This is a genomic window from Stenotrophomonas sp. SBJS02, from assembly GCF_020428325.2.
Classification (GTDB): domain Bacteria; phylum Pseudomonadota; class Gammaproteobacteria; order Xanthomonadales; family Xanthomonadaceae; genus Stenotrophomonas; species Stenotrophomonas africana.
On the sequence record NZ_CP109812.1, the window covers coordinates 3,019,838 to 3,036,231 of the forward strand.

17 protein-coding genes are annotated in these 16,394 nt (G+C 64.8%); 6 read left to right on the forward strand and 11 right to left on the reverse strand.

The annotated features are described in order from the left end of the window. The first annotated feature begins 145 nt into the window (after window positions 1–145). Window positions 146–1,039 carry a mechanosensitive ion channel family protein gene (locus FQS62_RS14025; protein WP_049444642.1) on the forward strand — a complete coding sequence of 298 codons (894 nt, stop codon included), beginning with the start codon at window positions 146–148 and terminating at the stop codon, window positions 1,037–1,039. Between the two features lie 134 nt (window positions 1,040–1,173). Here FQS62_RS14025 and FQS62_RS14030 read toward each other — a convergent pair whose 3' ends face one another. The 5 genes from FQS62_RS14030 to FQS62_RS14050 all read right to left on the reverse strand — a co-directional run bounded on the left by FQS62_RS14030 (window position 1,174) and on the right by FQS62_RS14050 (window position 5,037). Next, window positions 1,174–2,289: an alkene reductase gene (locus FQS62_RS14030; protein ID WP_088479794.1), complete on the reverse strand. Its 1,116-nt coding sequence runs from the start codon at window positions 2,287–2,289 to the stop codon at window positions 1,174–1,176. Between the two features lie 139 nt (window positions 2,290–2,428). Further along, a complete protein-coding gene (locus FQS62_RS14035) occupies window positions 2,429–3,304 on the reverse strand; it encodes an EcsC family protein (protein WP_057501870.1) in 876 nt (291 codons plus the stop codon). A gap of 125 nt (window positions 3,305–3,429) precedes the next feature. After that, window positions 3,430–4,002 (reverse strand): oligoribonuclease, encoded by a 573-nt coding sequence (gene orn / locus FQS62_RS14040; protein WP_043402905.1) that lies wholly within the window; start codon window positions 4,000–4,002, stop codon window positions 3,430–3,432. A 75-nt stretch (window positions 4,003–4,077) separates the two neighbouring features. Next, window positions 4,078–4,602 carry a tRNA adenosine(34) deaminase TadA gene (gene tadA, locus FQS62_RS14045; RefSeq protein WP_154349298.1) on the reverse strand — a complete coding sequence of 175 codons (525 nt, stop codon included), beginning with the start codon at window positions 4,600–4,602 and terminating at the stop codon, window positions 4,078–4,080. 75 nt (window positions 4,603–4,677) lie between these two features. Further along, the gene (locus FQS62_RS14050) at window positions 4,678–5,037 is read right to left on the reverse strand and encodes a winged helix-turn-helix transcriptional regulator (RefSeq protein WP_088479791.1); all 360 of its coding nucleotides are present in this window, start codon (window positions 5,035–5,037) and stop codon (window positions 4,678–4,680) included. Window positions 5,038–5,114: 77 nt separating this feature from the next. Between FQS62_RS14050 and FQS62_RS14055 the strand changes: the two genes are divergently transcribed. Together FQS62_RS14055 and FQS62_RS14060 are read left to right on the forward strand one after the other, a co-directional pair. Then, window positions 5,115–5,882, forward strand: a complete 768-nt coding sequence (locus FQS62_RS14055) for an NAD(P)H-dependent oxidoreductase (RefSeq protein WP_208043129.1) — start codon at window positions 5,115–5,117, stop codon at window positions 5,880–5,882. A gap of 68 nt (window positions 5,883–5,950) precedes the next feature. Next, window positions 5,951–6,388, forward strand: a complete 438-nt coding sequence (locus FQS62_RS14060; RefSeq protein ID WP_208043130.1) for an acetyltransferase — start codon at window positions 5,951–5,953, stop codon at window positions 6,386–6,388. A 126-nt stretch (window positions 6,389–6,514) separates the two neighbouring features. Here the strand turns inward: FQS62_RS14060 and FQS62_RS14065 are convergent, their stop codons facing one another. Continuing rightward, a complete protein-coding gene (locus tag FQS62_RS14065; RefSeq protein ID WP_154349300.1) occupies window positions 6,515–7,021 on the reverse strand; it encodes a GNAT family N-acetyltransferase in 507 nt (168 codons plus the stop codon). Between the two features lie 260 nt (window positions 7,022–7,281). Here FQS62_RS14065 and FQS62_RS14070 point away from each other — a divergent pair, with 260 nt between their 5' ends. Genes FQS62_RS14070 through FQS62_RS14080 form a run of 3 tightly spaced genes read left to right on the forward strand, consistent with a single transcriptional unit; the run spans window position 7,282 to window position 9,972 of the window. After that, window positions 7,282–7,953 carry a hypothetical protein gene (locus FQS62_RS14070; protein WP_088479788.1) on the forward strand — a complete coding sequence of 224 codons (672 nt, stop codon included), beginning with the start codon at window positions 7,282–7,284 and terminating at the stop codon, window positions 7,951–7,953. A gap of 34 nt (window positions 7,954–7,987) precedes the next feature. After that, a complete protein-coding gene (locus FQS62_RS14075) occupies window positions 7,988–8,641 on the forward strand; it encodes a hypothetical protein (RefSeq protein WP_005413833.1) in 654 nt (217 codons plus the stop codon). After that, window positions 8,638–9,972: an XVIPCD domain-containing protein gene (locus FQS62_RS14080; RefSeq protein WP_208043131.1), complete on the forward strand. Its 1,335-nt coding sequence runs from the start codon at window positions 8,638–8,640 to the stop codon at window positions 9,970–9,972. The genes FQS62_RS14075 and FQS62_RS14080 overlap by 4 nt, the downstream gene beginning before the upstream one ends. A 53-nt stretch (window positions 9,973–10,025) precedes the next feature. On the opposite strand, the gene FQS62_RS14085 is transcribed toward FQS62_RS14080, so the two are convergent. From FQS62_RS14085 to FQS62_RS14105, 5 genes are all read right to left on the reverse strand, one after another. Beyond that, window positions 10,026–11,282 (reverse strand): hypothetical protein, encoded by a 1,257-nt coding sequence (locus FQS62_RS14085; RefSeq protein WP_226053538.1) that lies wholly within the window; start codon window positions 11,280–11,282, stop codon window positions 10,026–10,028. Between the two features lie 99 nt (window positions 11,283–11,381). Next, complete coding sequence (locus tag FQS62_RS14090; protein ID WP_154349303.1) at window positions 11,382–12,389, reverse strand: XVIPCD domain-containing protein; 1,008 nt, start codon at window positions 12,387–12,389, stop codon at window positions 11,382–11,384. Window positions 12,390–12,446: 57 nt separating this feature from the next. Further along, on the reverse strand, window positions 12,447–12,983 hold the full coding sequence (locus tag FQS62_RS14095) for a hypothetical protein (protein ID WP_049455020.1): 537 nt from the start codon (window positions 12,981–12,983) through the stop codon (window positions 12,447–12,449). A gap of 1,698 nt (window positions 12,984–14,681) precedes the next feature. Next, window positions 14,682–15,230 (reverse strand): DUF4189 domain-containing protein, encoded by a 549-nt coding sequence (locus FQS62_RS14100; RefSeq protein WP_088479783.1) that lies wholly within the window; start codon window positions 15,228–15,230, stop codon window positions 14,682–14,684. 44 nt (window positions 15,231–15,274) lie between these two features. Next, a complete protein-coding gene (locus FQS62_RS14105) occupies window positions 15,275–16,384 on the reverse strand; it encodes a TrbL/VirB6 family protein (RefSeq protein ID WP_226053539.1) in 1,110 nt (369 codons plus the stop codon). Between the last annotated feature and the right edge of the window lie 10 nt (window positions 16,385–16,394).

Below are 16,394 nucleotides of genomic sequence, written 5' to 3' on the forward strand. Positions count from 1 at the left end.
GGCCGCAGGCTGACGTCATGTTCATCGACGTCAGCTGATACTGCTGCTGCACGCAAGCCCCGCCTCTGCGGGGCTTGCTGTTTCTGGCGTCCGCACACGCCACGCGCACCTCGCGCCCGTCCCGCAGCAGCAAAGGAACTCCCGCATGATCGCCGCCGCAACGCCCGCCCCCGCCGCAACCCCTTGGCTCCATTCACTCGACTGGGAACGCCTGCTGGAAACCTATGGCGTACCGTTGCTGGCCGCGATCGTGGTGCTGCTTGTGGGCCTGTGGGTGGCACGACGCCTGTCCAACGCGATGCCGCGCGCTACGGCGCGCATGGGTGTGGACCCGATGCTCGGCAGCTTCCTGCGCAACGTGGTCTATGCCGCATCGCTGGTGATCGTGGTGGTACTGGCCATTGGGACGCTGGGCGTGCAGATCACCCCGCTGCTGGCCGTGCTCGGCACCGCTGGCCTCGCTGTTGGCCTGGCATTGAAGGATTCGCTGTCCAACATCGCCTCGGGCGTGATGCTGGTGACGCTGCGACCGTTCCGCGTGGGCGATGTGGTCACCGTGGCCGGGCAGACCGGCACCGTGCGCGAAGTGCGCATCTTCCAGACCGTTCTGACCGGTGCCGACAACCAGCACACCACCATTCCGAACACGCTGATCACCGCCGCGCCGATCATCAACCTGACCGCCGAGCCGACGCGCCGCGTCGAACTGGTGATTGGCATCGGCTACGAGGACAACATCCAGCTGGCACGCGATACCGCGCTCGCACTGATGAAGGCCGACCCACGCGTGCTGCAGACGCCAGCACCGGACGTGGTGGTGTACGAGCTGGGTGCGCATGCAATCAACCTGGGCATCCGCTGCTACGTGAAGTCGGCCGACTGGTTCGGCACCAAGGTGACGTTGCTGGAACAGCTGAAGCTGGGCTATGACAAGGCCGGTATCAACATTCCGTATCCGCAGCAGGACATGCACCTGTACCTGCATGGCAAGGATGGCGGCGTAGTCGAGGCCGACGCGCTGGTGCGCGACAAGCCCTGATCCATGCCGGTAGTGCCGACCAACGGTCGGCACCCACCCATCGGCGATACGACATTGAAATGCCGGCCAGCGGCCGGCACTACCCTGCCCCGCGCACCCTGGTAGTGCCGGCCGCTGGCCGGCAGCCTCCAGGATCAGGCCGCGACGCTCTCTTCCAGCGTCGGGTAATCGGTAAACCCAACCGCACCGCCGCCAAAGAACGTCGCCCGATCCGGCGGATTCAGTTCCGCCCCCTGGCGCAGGCGCTCCGGCAGGTCCGGGTTGGCGATGAAGGGGCGACCGAAGCCGATCAGGTCAGCCCAGCCTTCGGCCAGTGCCTGCTCGGCGCGCTCGGCGGTGTACTTGCCGGCGTAGATCAGCGTGCCCGGGTAGACCATGCGCAGCGCCTGCTTGAATGCCACCGGCATCGGTGGTGCATCGTCCCAGTCGGCCTCGGCGATGTGCAGGTAGCCCACCCCCATCTCACCGAGCAGGTGCGCTGCGGCCAGATAGGTCGCCTGCGGCGTATCGTCCACCGCACCCTGCAGCGTGGTCAGCGGCGCCAGGCGCACGCCCACGCGATCACCACCGGCTACCGCGACCACCGCCTGCACGACCTCGCGCAGGAAGCGCAGACGGTTCTGCAGCGAACCACCGTAACGATCGGTGCGCTGGTTGGCCTGTGAGTCGATGAACTGGTTGATCAAGTAGCCGTTGGCGCCGTGCAGTTCCACACCATCAAATCCTGCGGCCAGCGCATTGCGCGCAGCCTGCGCGTAATCGGCGAGGATGCCCGGAATCTCGTCCTCACGCAGCGCGCGCGGCATCGAATGCTGGATCATCTCGCCCACACCGGCTTCGGGACCCGCCCCAGTCGGGTCGACGAATACCTTCACGCCTTCGGCCAGCAATGCCGAGGAAGACACCGGCGCCGCGCCATCGGGCTGCAGGGCCACATGCGAGACACGGCCGACGTGCCACAGCTGGGCGTAGATGCGGCCACCGGCGGCGTGCACCGCATCGGTCACCTGCCGCCAGCCCTGCACCTGCTCGGCGCTGTGGATGCCCGGCGTCCAGGCGTAGCCCTGGCCCTGTTGGCTGATCTGCGTGCCTTCGCTGACGATCAGGCCGGCACTGGCACGTTGCGCGTAGTAGGCGGCCATTTCCGCGGTGGCGACGTTGCCATCGGCGGCACGCGAGCGGGTCATCGGCGGCATCACGATGCGATTGGGCAGCGTCAACGCGCCCAGGTGGTGGGGGGTGAACATCATGGCGGCAATCTCTTGCGGGGGGAGTGCCGCAAAGGATGGGGATGCCGGCTGCCAGGCAACAGGCATGCACTGGCAAAACAATTGTTCCCCCAAGGCAAGGATCACCCGGTACAAGGGCTCATCCACGCGTGGCGTGGCGCTACTCCAGCCTTGGCTCGATCTTGACCGCGCCATGCGCCACGCGGTCATAGCAGGTGCGCACCACATCTTCCCCGTACTTCAACTCCAGCCGGCGCACGATGAAGTGGCCGCGCGCCATGTCCTGGTAGTAGTCGGTGAACATGGTATTCAGTGTTGCACCGGCGGCAGCACCGACGATTGGTACCGCCTGTGCAGCAAATTTTTCGGTGACCACCACGCCGAAGCGCGCCGCCACCTTCTCCACCATCTTCGCCAGCAGCTTGCCAGCTTCCTTAGGCGCCACGCCCAGGGTCAGGTCACGGCCGGTCACCACACGCCCGGCCAGTTCAGCCGACAGATGGCGCATCACATCAGTGGTGAAGCCGCGGGCCAGGTAATAGCCGGTCTCACTGGCGTCATCGCGCGGCGAGTTGCCACCCAGCGCGAACACCTCCAGGCACGCCTGACGGGTGCTGAACTCGGACAGGTCGAACCCCTCGCTGCGGGCCACGTCGGCAACCGCACGCATCATGATGGTGGTCGACACCGGCAGTTCGATGAACAAGGCTGCGAAACCAAACGCCCCGCCGACCGCGCCCGAGGTGGCCGCCGCCAGTTTGTGCCAGCGGGTGGACGCCCCCTTGCCGGGGGTGTTGTCCATGCTCCACAGCGCGGCCTGCGCCGATTTGCTCAGCGCTGCCTGCACCGCACCGTGGATGCGGTTGGAGACCGAGCTGGGCAGCGCCTTCACCGCGAACTCCAGCGGCGTGCCGACCAGATTAGCCATGCGCGCGGTCAGGGTCGGCGCTTCCAGCAGGGCCACCGCCCGCTGCAGGTCGGACCAGTCGCGGGCGTCGTGGGCAATGTCACGGGGGAGCAGGATGGGCTCGTTCATGGCGCCGATCTTAGCGCCAGGGAGTTGAACGGTTCGTCGCGGGGCACGACAGAAGGGTCAGAGCCCTTGCCGCAGGAAAAGGATCCGACCCCGGCGCCTTGCCGGCCATCGGCCGGCACTATCGATCAAGGCGTCGAAAGCCCCGAAAGCGCGCCCATGAACTGGCGGTAATGGCGCAGTTCGGCGATCGAATCGTGCACATCGCTCAGTGCGGTGTGGTTGCTGTTCTTGCCGACGCCGGCAGCCACGGTCGGCGCCCAGCGCTTGGCCAGTTCCTTCACCGTGGACACGTCCAGGTTGCGGTAGTGGAAGTACTTCTCCAGACGCGGCATCTGGCGGTGCAGGAAGCGACGGTCCTGGCAGATCGAGTTGCCGCACATCGGCGACAGGCCAGCCGGGATCCACTGCGCCAGGAAGTTCACGGTCTGCGCCTCGGCCTGGGCCAGCGTGGTGGTGCTGTCCACCACGCGCTGCCACAGGCCCGAACGGCGGTGCTGGTTGCGGTTCCACTCGTCCATCGCTTCCAGCGTTTCCAGCGGGTGATGGATGGCGAATTCCGGGCCCTCGGCCAGCACATTGAGCTGGGCATCGGTCACCACCGTGGCGATCTCGATGATCGAATCGTTATCGGTATCCAACCCGGTCATTTCCAGGTCGATCCAGATCAGTCGTTCGTTGGCCGCGCCGGTGTCCGCCATTGTGTCGCCTCGTTGCTGGGCAGGCGCGCGGCCTACCGGTGAAGGAAAGAGGCGCCCATCATACCCGTTCGCCCCTCAGCCCTCGCCGACGTGGTCTTCCAGCAGCAGCGGCGGCTTGCCACGCTTGGCGCGGAAATAATTGGTCAGGCGCGTACTGGCTTCCTTGGCCAGCACCCCGCCGTGGATCTCGACCCGGTGGTTGTGGCGGGCATCGCCGAGCAGGTCGAACACGCTGCCGCACGCACCGGTCTTGGGGTCGCTGGCGCCGTAGACCAGGCGCGAAACGCGCGCATGCACGATCGCCATCGCGCACATCGCGCACGGCTCCAGGGTCACATACAGCGTGCTGCCAAGCAGGCGATGATTGGCCAGCAACTTTCCGCCGGCCCGCATGGCCACGATCTCGGCGTGTGCGCTGGGGTCGTGCGAGGCGATGTTGAGGTTCCAGCCCTCGCCCAGCAGCTGCCCATCGGCCCCCACCAGCACGGCTCCCACCGGAATTTCGTCGAACTCGCGCTGCGCGCGCTCGGCCAGCGCCAGCGCGTGGCGCATCCAGCGTTCATCGATGTCGTGCACCGGCACACCCAGGGCATCGGTCATGGCGGTTCTCGCGTGAGTACAGGGCCAGGATGGCCGCCGGGGCCGCATTGTACGCCCGCGGCCGTGCAGGCGCCGCTAGCGCGCGTCGAAGCGCTCGCGGGCGGCATCCAGCGCCGGGAAGTTGTGCTCGGCCCAACGATCCAGAGCGGACAGCGTGTCAACCAGTCCACGTGCGACATCGGTCAGCCGGTATTCCACATGCAATGGCTTGCTGCCCAGATCACACCGCTCGACCAGGCCATTGCGCTCCAGCTGCCGCAGGGTCTGGGTCAACACCTTCTGCGAGATGCCTTCGATCTTCCGCAGCAGCGCACCGTTGCGTTGCGGGCCCTGCGCCAACGCCGGCAACAGCAGCATCACCCACTTGCCGGAGATCAGCGCCAGCGCATCGCGCGCCGAGCAGTCGGCGGCATAGACATCTCCGGGAAAGGCCATGGTTACCTCAAGGTGCGTAATTGCCGGTGCATGCCGGCGCCGCGAGGATGGTCGCACACTCCTCGAACACCTCGCCCATGCGCGCCCTGATCCTGCTTGCCCACCCCGAACCCCGCTCGTTCAACGCCTACCTGGCCGCGCAGGCCGCCGAGCAGCTGCGGCATGAGAACCTGCAGGTGGACGTGGCCGACCTGTACGCGGAAGGCTTCGATCCGCTGGAAGCGGCCTGGCACCATCCACGGCGCCTGCAGCCCGAGCGCTTCGATGCCCAGCGCGAACAACGCTACAGCGCCGAACACGACCAGCTGCCCGCCGATGTGCAACGTCACCTGCACCTGCTGCGGGCTGCGGATCTGGTGATCCTGCAATTCCCACTGTGGTGGTTCACGGCGCCGGCCATCCTCAAGGGTTGGCTGGACCGCGTGATGGTCTATGGGCCGATGTACAACAGCCGTCAGCGCCACGAACATGGCTTGATGCAGGGCAAGCGTGCGTTGCTGAGCGTGACAACCGGTTCGTCGGCACGGGCGTGCGCGGTCGATGGCCGCGAAGGCGATACCCGGCTGTTGCTGTGGCCGTTGATGTACAGCCTGCGCTACGTCGGCTTCGAGGTGATGGAGCCGCATGTGGTGCACGGCGTGCGATCAGGGCTTGCGGCTGAACGCGTACAGGCCCACGACGAAGCGCTGGTTGCAGCCACCCTTTCCTACCGCGGGCGACTGACGCATTGGCGGCAGTGGCCGACCGTGCCCTTCAACGACAGCGATGACTTCGAGGATGGCGTGGTCCTTCGCGCGCAAGCCACTGCCTACAGTCCCTTCATCCGCCATCGCAACGCGGGATGAACCCGCACCTGCAGGCGCGGCCGGAAAGCTCCATACTGCGCATTCCTGTCAAGCACCTTGGTGAACATATGACCACCCTGCGCCCCTCGCGCGCCGACGACGGCGCCGCCCTTGTCGACCTCTGGCGCCGCGCCGTCGACGCCACCCACGACTTCCTCAGCACTGAAGACCGCCAGGCGATCGATGCCGAAGTCGCCGGTTTCCTGCCGCACGCGCCGTTGACCGTTGCTGTGGATGCGCAGGATCGGCCGCTGGGCTTCATGCTGATCGATGGCACGCACATGGAAGCGCTGTTCATCGATCCGGACGTGCGCGGCACCGGGATTGGTCGCCAACTTCTGCAGCACGCGCTGTCCCTGCATCCGCAGCTGAGCACCGACGTCAATGCACAGAACGCGCAGGCAGTGGGCTTCTATCTGCGCATGGGTTTCATCGAAACCGGTCGCTCGCCGCTGGATTCGCAGGGACGTCCGTATCCGCTGATCCATCTCCGGTACAACGGCTGACATCTCTCGGTAGGAGCCAGGTGCGGGCGTGACGCCGTCAGTTCACTTGAGCACATCGGCGGCTACCGCATTCCGAAGCCGCAACCCGAGCCCACCGTCTGGCGTGCGCCCTGATCTTCCGCATGCTCAGGCGGTGGCTTCGAAGGCCATGGAATAGCTCACCTCGCCCTGCGCCATCGGCGGCCGGAGGCACAGCGCCTGGAAGTACTCCGCCGGCACACCCGGCAGCACCAGGCCCGACTCGGCGCGGAAGCCGAAACGACCGTAATAGGCCGGCTCACCCAGCACCACGCAGCCATGCGCACCCTGCTGACGCAGTGCTTCGAGTGCGGCGCGCATCAGGGCCGCACCGATGCCCTGCCCCTGCCACGCGGGCAATACCGAAATCGGACCCAGGCCGAACCAGCCCATGCTGCCATCGCTGATCGTCACCGGCGACACCGCCACATGGCCGATCACCTTGCCGACCATCTCGGCCACCAGCGAAACGCTCAGCTCCCCGCGGGCGCGCAGGGCGTCGACGATGAACTGCTCGGTATGGCTGCTGTGCGGGGCTTGGCGGAACGCAGCTTCTGTGAGCGCATGGATCACGGCATGATCGGCAGCGGCTTCCGGGCGGATTGTGTAGCTCATGGTGGAAGACTTTAGCTGGGTGATGGTCGCGTGAATTGAGTATCAATGTCACAGAATGGCTGCAGAATACCGAACGCAGTGCGCAGTCGTTCCGATGCCGGCAGATCGGTTGTGCCGCAAGCGCTTCCGCGACATCGCCCAATCCTGAATGCGTCAAACTTTTGGCACTCATGCCCGCTATCGGGTGGCGCCGGGTTTCCTGGGCACTCCATAATCGGGAAACCTGTCACCAGGGAAGGATATATGGACATGGATGCACGATGCAGGAACACGCCTTGAGCACGACAACACCATTGCGCAGCGCACGATGCTGGCTGCCGGCGGCCCTGTTGTTGGCACTGGCGGCGTGCTCGCCTTACGCACAAGCAGAGCGCGATGTCGCCGCGGGTGGACGCGGCCTGGCCAAGCTCAATAACGCACCGAAGCAGGCCTATGAGCTGGTGCTGACACTGAGGGACGCGCCGGGGCCGTTCGCGATCGTTGAGGGTGTGGCCCAGTACGACGTCAGCAACTACGCAGATTGTGGTCGGATCCTGCCTGCGACGGGTACCGCGGGCCGCATCACCAGCCAGGAACCCGTCACGCTGCACCGGGTCGGCGAAAACGAATACCGCGGCACGTTCTACCTCGACCGCATGCAGGACGAGGACTACTACGGGCGTGGCGCCTGCCATTGGACGCTGACGGGTGTCGGTGCGATGTTGCGTGCTACGAACGGCGAGGCGGATACGAGATTCCTGACGTTCGTCGACAGGGAGCGCATGGACGCGGGGAGCCCGTTGACGCGGTACTACCCACGCGCCGACTACCCGCGGATCGAAGAGATCACCGGATACGGAGCAAGTGGCAAGGAAGATCCTTCAGCGTACAAAGAAGAGCTGCGCAATGCGCTGTTCTCAACCACCACCACTGTGCAGAAGCTCATGCCATGAGCTGCCAGTTCCACACCCCCCAAGGAGGCCGACATTGCGCCACAAGATGATCCCGTGCCTTGCTCTGCTTCTATTGACCGCCTGCAACCCGGAGACCGCCATGAACCAGGAACGTGCCGCTGCCGAAGCCGATGTCGCCCAGGGTGGGCGCGGCCTCGCCAAGCTCAACCCCAGCCCGCGCAAGGCCTATGAACTGGTATTGCGCCTGAAGGATGCACCCGGCGACTTCGCACTGGTCAAGGGCGTAGCGCAGTACGACGTCACCAACGAAGACCAGTGCGGCCACATCGAGCCGGCCACCGGCACAGCTGCACGTATCACCAGCCAGGAACCGGTGGAGCTGCGCAAGGTCGCTGAGGGCGAGTACCGCGGCACGCTATATGTGGACCGCATGCTGGATGAGGACTACTACGGTCGTGGCGTCTGCAAGTGGGAGTTCACCGGTGCCGGGGCAATGCTGAAGGCGACGGGTGCCGAAGAAGAGACCCGCTTCCTCACCTTCGTCGACGCCAAGCCGCTGACCGAAGGTGGCGCCCATACGCTCTACTATCCGGATCTGGTCTATCCGAAGGCAGATCGCGTTCCCAACTTCCCAGCCAGTGGCGAGCCCGATCGCAGCAACTACGCCGCTGATCTGCAGGACAAGCTGTTTACGATCACCCTCTCCGCAAGTGAGGTCGCGCCGTGACCATCACCTCTCAGGACTACGCCGCGTTATCCAATGACGCCTACAAGGATCGGGCCGTCGGCCGACGTGAACCCGGCCAAGAAGAAAAAGTCACGTTAAACGGCCATGAGTACAAGATACTTGAGCATGTCAACAATCGTCTCAACGGCTATCAGGGCACCGTCTATCAGCGCGTAGACACCAAAGAGATCGTCATTGCGCATCGTGGCACCGAGCAGATCGCTCGCGATGCGATTCTGACCGACGGCGGCATGGTGGTGGCGCGCACCAACGTGCAGGCGCCTGACGCGATTGCTTTGACACAGAGGACGCTCGAAGGCGCCGCGCTTCAATCCCGCTTGAACGGTGTGCCCGCGCCCCAGGTCACCGTCACCGGTCACTCCCTCGGCGGCGCTCTTGCCCAGATCACCTCGCACCACTTCAACGTCAAGGGCGAGACCTTCAACGCCTATGGCGCGGTCAGCCTCAGCTACCGCATTCCGGAAGGCGGCAACACCATGATCAACCATGTCATGGCCTCCGATCCGGTCAGCGCTGCCTCGCCGCACTTCGGCCAGGTCCGCGTCTATGCCAAGCCCGATGAGATCAAGACGCTGGCAGCGAACGGCTTCAGCAATCACGCCCTGCGTGACCTGATCCCAGACCGCCCGATCATCGCGGCCACCAGCTCCTTCGGTGCGCACAAGCTGGGCAACTTCCTCAACGAAGGCTCGGTGCTGAAGCACCCGGAAACGCAGACGCTGGCCAAAGACAACGCCAAGATGATCGAGGAGTACCGCGACGACGTAGAGTCACTGCGCCGTGGCGTTACCCGTGCAGCGCGCGGTATTCCCGGCGGCGCCATCGATCTGTACGACCACATCCGTGGCCCGCTGCAGCCCGGTGAGCCGGCACGCCGCGAGGCGGAGAAGAACGGCCATCACACCAGCATGCTGCGCATGGACGACGCCAACCATCTGGGCAACCCGCTGTTCAACGACGCGATCCGCGGCGTGCACGCACAGGACGTGCGGGTCGGTCGCGTGCCGGATGTGATGAGCACGCAGCTGGCGGGCAGCTTGGCGGCGGAGATGCACGCTGCAGGCGGCAAGCGCATCGACGACGTGGTGATGAACGCCGATGCCTCGCGCAGCTTCGCCGTGCAGGGCCAGGGCGGCGACCCGGCACACCTGCGCGTGTCGGTGGATACCGCAGTGGCGATGAACACGCCGCTGGAGCAGAGCAGCCAGCGCATCGACCAGCAGGCCGCCGGTCAGCGCGTTGCGCTGGAGCGCGACCAGCAACTGGAACAGCAACAGCAACAGCATCAGACCCGCAGCATGCAGGCCTGATGACGGTGCGGGAGCCGGTCACCCCGACTCCCGATTTACCTCGACACTCCAGCTCAGGGGCTGGAGGCTGCCATCGGCACGGATGTTCCGGCCGTCACGAACAGATCCGGCCCGGAATCCGGGAAGCCGCCACAAGCGCGATCCCCCGGCGCCACCGGGTCGCAGGGCCACTGGCTGCGCGATATCTTTTCGCGCAGCTCGAAGCGATCCCCGGTCCACACCACGAAGGCCAGGTGCTCGCGGCTCCAATCACTGAACGCGCGTGGACCGCCCTTCTGGGCTGTCTCCGGATATTGCACGAACCAGCGCATGGCCGGGCCGAACTGCAGCTTGCTGTGATCCAGCGTGATCCTGCCTTCGCGAGCCAGCTGACGCGCACGATCGGCTTCCGTCAACGGTGGCATGGCCGGCATGACCTCGGCCGTTACATCCCTCGGCGCGGCATCGCCGCGCACCTGGTATACGCGCTGAGCGATGTAAGCTTCGCGGCACTCACCGGCCGGCAGGCGCACCGGCTCCTGCACCTGCACTGTGGTCCCGGCCGCCGGATTGCTGCAGAGGAAAGGCGCCGAGACCAGATAGAACGTGCTTTCGGCGTCACGGCCCTCCAGCGAACGCACCCAGATATCCCCCATCCGCGCAATGAAGTCCGAACGCTGGCCAAAGCCCGGCACCGCCTTGAACCACACCTTCTGGCGCACCTCACGCTCGCGCCAGCTGCGCGGCAGGTGAATGTCCTGCTCGGGAAGTGCCACCAGCACGGCCGCCAGATGCGCCGGCATCTGCCCCTCGCAGGCACCGATCAGCAGGTCGCCCTGGGCCGCCAGGCGACCGGCCAGATCCACCGGGCAGCGGGCGCCGAGCGCGCGCTCGGTGGCCTGTTCCGGCGGCAGCGGCACGATGGCGAGTGCGGGAGGCGTCGGCGGATTGGGGGCGCCCACCACGGCGGGTGATTCGGGCGCCGCAGACGGCGCGGACGTGGGCGCTGCCGCTTGGGTCTGGGTTGGCTCGGATGCAGGGGCCGGTTCCTGCGCCGCAGCGGGTGCAGGAGAGCGCATCGCCGACTCCTGAGCCACCGGAGCCGGTGCATCCGGCACTCCGGCGGCATCAACCACCGTCGGTGCGGCCAACGCAGGCGCTGCTGCCAGCTCGGTCAACGGCGGAGCCTGCGGCAGCGATGGTGGCGCGTCCTGGGCCTGCGCCAATGAAGCCACCAGACTCAATGACAGGAGCCAGACTGGCGACGGGCTCGGCCGGACAGACGTGAAGCTGGCAACGGCGTGCTGGAACACTGGAAGTACGGTTCGCATGTGGTGTCCTTACGTTGGGTTTCCCTATCGGCGCCGATAAGCGCCACGCGTCGTGCGTCCAGCGCCTGCGGGCCTCCACCCCGCAAGCGCCCCCTTGAATCATATTGAGCGCGAGCGCTGCTCCTGCTCACGGGCAACCGAAGCTGCCTGATCCTGTTGCGAAACACTGGCCGCCACCTGCTGGCTGCTTTGCGCCAACGGCTGCTGGGCGGCCTGTTCCCTGTCTATGGACGCGCGCAGCATCGCCGGATCACCCAACGTGCCCTGCACTGCAAACAACGTGCGTCCGTCGTTGCCCGCCAGCAGATGGTCAATGCGCGACATCCCCGCCTTCTGTGCGCTCAGCGCCAGTGCGCCGGCCGCGTTGTCCAGTTCCTGCGCACTGCGCAGCCCGCTCTGCGGCCCCATCTGCTGCAGGTGTTGGCGTGCGTCCTGGAACAGGACGTGTCCCGGCTCGCCCGGCTGCGACATGTCCCGTGCACCGGCCTGCTGCGCCGGCGCCCCGACTTCGCCCCTATCCAGCCGCGCCATCACGTCCGGCGTCAGCTTCTGCTGCCAGACCTCGAAGCGCTGCTGGCGGGCCTCGATGCCATTGAGTGCGCCATTGATCGCACGCGTGGCCTCGCGCACATCCTCGCGTGCCGCCTCCGGCACGCGTGTCTGCCATTGCCAGACCGCGATGCGGCCGGCGTGCTCGGGCTGCGCAGCCAGTTCCGGATGGTTCACAAGGTCCAGGTCCAGCGCCTTGCCGGCACGCTCGTAATTCTCCTTGCCGACCAGCGGCAGATAACCGCGGCCGTGATACTTCAGCGCGTCGCCCGGTGCGTCATTGCCCATCCGCCCGCCGTACATCAGCTCGGCCAGGTTCTCCGGGCGACCGCGCAACGCCTCTTGGCGGGCACTCTCCAGCGCACCATTGCCATTACGCCACGCGGCCTCGACCGGGATCTGCGAGATGCCCCGGGTGAAGTTGAAGCTTTCATTGAGCCGGCTCAGGCCACGCGACTCGTGCCCGGCCTGCGCCATGAAGTTGGCCAGTTCCCGGGACGAGGTGATGCCGGCCTCCGTGGCCTGTCGCAACAATTGCGACTCTCTATCCTGCGACACGGTCAAACTCCTGCTCGATCATCGTGGGGTCCTCCTGCCTCCTCACAGGCGCGGCACTCAAGGCAAGCTCACGTCGGCAACCACGGACGGGTCAAAGTCCTCAAACCGTACCCTGCCCAGCTCGGCCGCCGAGAAGTCACGGGTGTGGGTTGCCTCGGTCTCGGTGTCGACCACCCTGCGCTGCACGCCATGGACCCAACAGACCTGCTCGGACGGCGCGTAGCGGAACGTGTAGGTGCTGCTCCATCGCTCGCGGCTGCCGCCGTTGGTGATCACGCTGAACGCGCCATCCTCGATCGTCACGTAGGCGAAGGGATCACCGGCAATGCCGCCGCGGGTAGAGCATGGCACCAGCTTGTCGTTGCGCGCCGCCAGCTGCCATCGGCCGGCAGCATCGCCCAGCAGCAACAACAGCACCCGGTTGGGACCGTGCTCGCCCGGCACCAGGCCATCGGGGGCGGGCTGATCGATCACCAGCAACTGGTCGTCGATGCCATTGCCGGTCAGATCACCGCGCACGGCTTCCAGCAGGTTCGCGCCGGACGGCACGAACGCCAACGCATTGTCCATGTTCGTGCCGCTCCCCTTCTGCATCCGCTGCCACTCCTTCAATCCCGTCTTGCCAGTACCCGTGCGCCGGCCGGGACACCGCGCAATGCGCCGCAGGCCCTGGTGTCCGCCAGAGCGGATGATAGCCCCGGCCCTGCGGCGGTGGTGTTGTGGGTGTGCGTCACCCGCACCGCGGGTCGTCAGCGTCCTCATGGACGGGAAAGCTCCTGCGTTCGATGGCACCGATGCGCCGGAATTTTGACGCGCACGCAGCTTACTTCGAGGAGCCTTCAGTCGTCGAAGGGGGAACGGAGCGAAAAGCGGACTTGATCACATAAAAGCGGGATTGGCTCTGCTGACCTATCTGACGCCTTATCAATACTTCCGGAAGACGGGCAAGGAGCATTCGGAATAGACGACGGCGCACTTTCCGCCTCCGGTATCCCGACAATGACCAATTGCATTTCCAGCGACGGTCTCTGCATCCACCGCCGTATCCAAGGAGCCCTGCCCCTTTCCTGAGGACGGTACAGCGAATGCAACGCATTGGTTGTAATAGGTGACCGAAGACTTGCAGTCCTTTGCACCCTCTGCCGCGCACTTCTTGATCGCTACATCCACCGCACGCCGCTCGCTGGACTCATTGGCTGCGGTGCCGACGAGATTCGACGTAGCGATTCAGCCACGGCTCCCCATCTCGTCAACCACTCCCCCAACGGCTGAGCAGGAGGGGGAGCAGAGGGTGAAGCCGTTCCAGCAACTGCACCGGGAATTGGTGCGCACCCGCTGACACCCTGCCCACCAATTGGGTAGAAACCAGACGGGCAGTTGCCCTCAGCCGCTACCGGCGAGGACCAGAAGGAAACCAGCACTGCCAGCATTCCGACAAAGTATCGCATCCGGCATCCAGGACGACATTGGAGGCAGCGGCCATGTACCTCTGACTGCCGAGCAATTCGCGTGAAGGTAGTGACGGTGGTGTACCGGCCTGCGCCAACATACGCTCCCCTAAAGCCACCAGGCATCCGGGCGCCGCCTGGACACACTTTCAATACTTGCGGAAGATCGGCGCGGAACATGCCGAGTAGATCATTTTGCAATGCGCCCCGCCTGCTGCCTGACAGTCACGCATGGCCTGCTCCCCGGCGCTCTCCACGGTCCCCGAACTGGCGTACTGTGTACCGGTGGATGCCAGTTCCGAGGTGACAGCAGCCACACATTGATTCTGGTAGGTGAACTCGATCCTGCAACGTCCACCGTTCTTCTCGCAATTCGAAATCGCGGTCCCCTTCGCAGCACGCTCACTGGGTTCACCTACAGATGCGCCCCCCTCCGAACCGCTGGATGAGCCAGCGAGTGCGCCCCAGGTCTTAACCCATTCACCCAATGGTCTGGGCGGAGGAGTAGGAATCGTAGCGCTGCCCCCAGAACTGGCTCCTGGAATTGGCGCGCAGCCCTGTACTCCCTGCCCTCCAATCGGATACATACCGGGAGGGCAGTTCCCTTCTGCACTTGCGGATGAGAATGCTAGAGAGAACATTGCTGCGATGACCGCTTGCATCAATCGACCAGTCATGATCATACAGCCACGCCCGAACTCAATTTCCAGCCATCTGCGAACATGCATGAAGTCTCCCAGACGCCTCGGAACAACATCACAGCCATAGCAGATGCGGCCACAAGTAACGCCACCTTCCGGTGCAGCATGAATAACTGCTGACAGCCCTCACGCAGAACTGGCGATCAGCGATACGCCCTGAACTCCGACATGCTGCAGGCCGAGTAGGCCACTTCACACGCTCCTCCATCATTCACAGAGGCGCATTCCTTCAACGCGAGCGATTGAGCTTCGTCAAGTGTTTCAGCGCTGGCAACGATTGAATTTCCGGCAGCCTTTCCGCCCGAGCGGGGCGACGGATCGGCGATTGCGGCGCATTGATCGTGATAGCTCAAACGAATCTCACACTTGCTCCCTCCTCGTCGGACACATCCGTCGATCGCCGCCGCTTCCGCAGCTCGCTTCGATTTCTGGGATACGGAAACACCGGTTGCCATCAAGCCACCAGTTGCTGGTTTTTTGTCCTCAGCAATGGCTCCCCAGCGCGTCTCCCATTTCCCGGCCGGAACCGGCGCAGAAGATCCAGTGGAGGGAGAGCTGCTTCCGCCAGGAATAGGCGCACACCCGCCGACGCCCTGCCCTCCAACAGGGTACTGCCCAGGGGGACATCTCCCCTCCGCCAGAGCGGAAAAAGGGGCTATCAGCAGCGCGGCCGCAAGAAAGAACTTGATCATAGTGTTTACTCCAATCCTTGAATCATGCGCTGAGCAAGCCTCAACTAACTTCCAGCAGCCTTGCCATGCGTACCAGGCCCAAGACTTCCGCTAGACCCGCCTTCACCTATAGACCTTCCACTGGTTGCATAGGTTACTGGTGGTGAAACATGCTTCTCCGCATTAGAAGTCTGAGGCGGCATGTAACTACCCGGCGGCTGGCCGTTTGAGCTGGGCGCCTGCGCTACCGGGCTACCACCTATCTGCGAATATGCCATGAAGGTACCCAGGGTGCCCTGGAAGAACATCGCGGCCATTGGGGGCGCAGTCAGGATCAGCGTCGTCAGGATCAGTCCCATGCCGCCCTGCTGCAGCGCCATGCTGCTCATGCCCTCGGTCAGGTTCGACCCCAGCAGTGCACCCAGCGCGGACGCGCCCCAGAACGAAGCCGCCACGCGCGCCACCATTTCCATGGCAATGCCGGTCATCGCCGCCAGCACGGCCATCGAGAACATGGTGCCGATGCCATAGAACAACCATCGTTGGAACAGCGACTTTGTCTGCTCGAACAGCAGGCACAGGATAAACAGTGGTCCGAATCCGATGAACAGCGCCAGCGCAATCTGGTACAGCAGCAACATCGCGCCTGCGGTCACGGCGGGACCGCCCGTTCCCAGGCCGATGAACCACATCGCGCGGGTCTTGGCACTATCCAGAGCCACGTCGCCGGCCACATCCAGCACGCTTACCGACGTGAGTGCCAGCTGCATGTAGCCCAGGTTCTTGTCGATCAGCTCCGAGGCGGTCGACTTCTTGCCGGTCACGATGTAGGTGATCTGGTCCTGCACATCTCCGGTCAGGAAGTTCTGCAGCTTGGTTCCGAACATCGCCATCGACGTTGCGACGGTGACGATCAGGGCGGCGCGCGCCATGTTCGTCATCAGCGCAGCCATCGAGTCACGGCTCCGTCCGGTCACGATGCGGAAGCCCTGGATGAGCACCCACAGCGTCATCAGCACCAACGCCATCGTGCCGACCCAGGTCATCATCCGGCTCAGGATGCCGTTGCCGAAGTTGGTGATCTCGTCGCGCAGATAATCCAGGATCAGCCGGAAGAAGACGAAGTCGCCCACCGAGGCGAACAACGTGCCGTGCAACAGATCATTGAACACCATACCGTGCATC

Bases quoted from the DNA above. Each gene is read 5' to 3' on its own strand.
- FQS62_RS14025 (WP_049444642.1), top strand. From the start codon at position 146: ATGATCGCCGCCGCAACGCCCGCCCCCGCCGCAACCCCTTGGCTCCAT.
- FQS62_RS14030 (WP_088479794.1), bottom strand. From the start codon at position 2,289: ATGATGTTCACCCCCCACCACCTGGGCGCGTTGACGCTGCCCAATCGC.
- FQS62_RS14035 (WP_057501870.1), bottom strand. From the start codon at position 3,304: ATGAACGAGCCCATCCTGCTCCCCCGTGACATTGCCCACGACGCCCGC.
- orn (WP_043402905.1), bottom strand. From the start codon at position 4,002: ATGGCGGACACCGGCGCGGCCAACGAACGACTGATCTGGATCGACCTG.
- tadA (WP_154349298.1), bottom strand. From the start codon at position 4,602: ATGACCGATGCCCTGGGTGTGCCGGTGCACGACATCGATGAACGCTGG.
- FQS62_RS14050 (WP_088479791.1), bottom strand. From the start codon at position 5,037: ATGGCCTTTCCCGGAGATGTCTATGCCGCCGACTGCTCGGCGCGCGAT.
- FQS62_RS14055 (WP_208043129.1), top strand. From the start codon at position 5,115: ATGCGCGCCCTGATCCTGCTTGCCCACCCCGAACCCCGCTCGTTCAAC.
- FQS62_RS14060 (WP_208043130.1), top strand. From the start codon at position 5,951: ATGACCACCCTGCGCCCCTCGCGCGCCGACGACGGCGCCGCCCTTGTC.
- FQS62_RS14065 (WP_154349300.1), bottom strand. From the start codon at position 7,021: ATGAGCTACACAATCCGCCCGGAAGCCGCTGCCGATCATGCCGTGATC.
- FQS62_RS14070 (WP_088479788.1), top strand. From the start codon at position 7,282: ATGCAGGAACACGCCTTGAGCACGACAACACCATTGCGCAGCGCACGA.
- FQS62_RS14085 (WP_226053538.1), bottom strand. From the start codon at position 11,282: ATGCGAACCGTACTTCCAGTGTTCCAGCACGCCGTTGCCAGCTTCACG.
- FQS62_RS14095 (WP_049455020.1), bottom strand. From the start codon at position 12,983: ATGCAGAAGGGGAGCGGCACGAACATGGACAATGCGTTGGCGTTCGTG.
- FQS62_RS14100 (WP_088479783.1), bottom strand. From the start codon at position 15,230: ATGATCAAGTTCTTTCTTGCGGCCGCGCTGCTGATAGCCCCTTTTTCC.
- FQS62_RS14105 (WP_226053539.1), bottom strand. From the start codon at position 16,384: ATGGTGTTCAATGATCTGTTGCACGGCACGTTGTTCGCCTCGGTGGGC.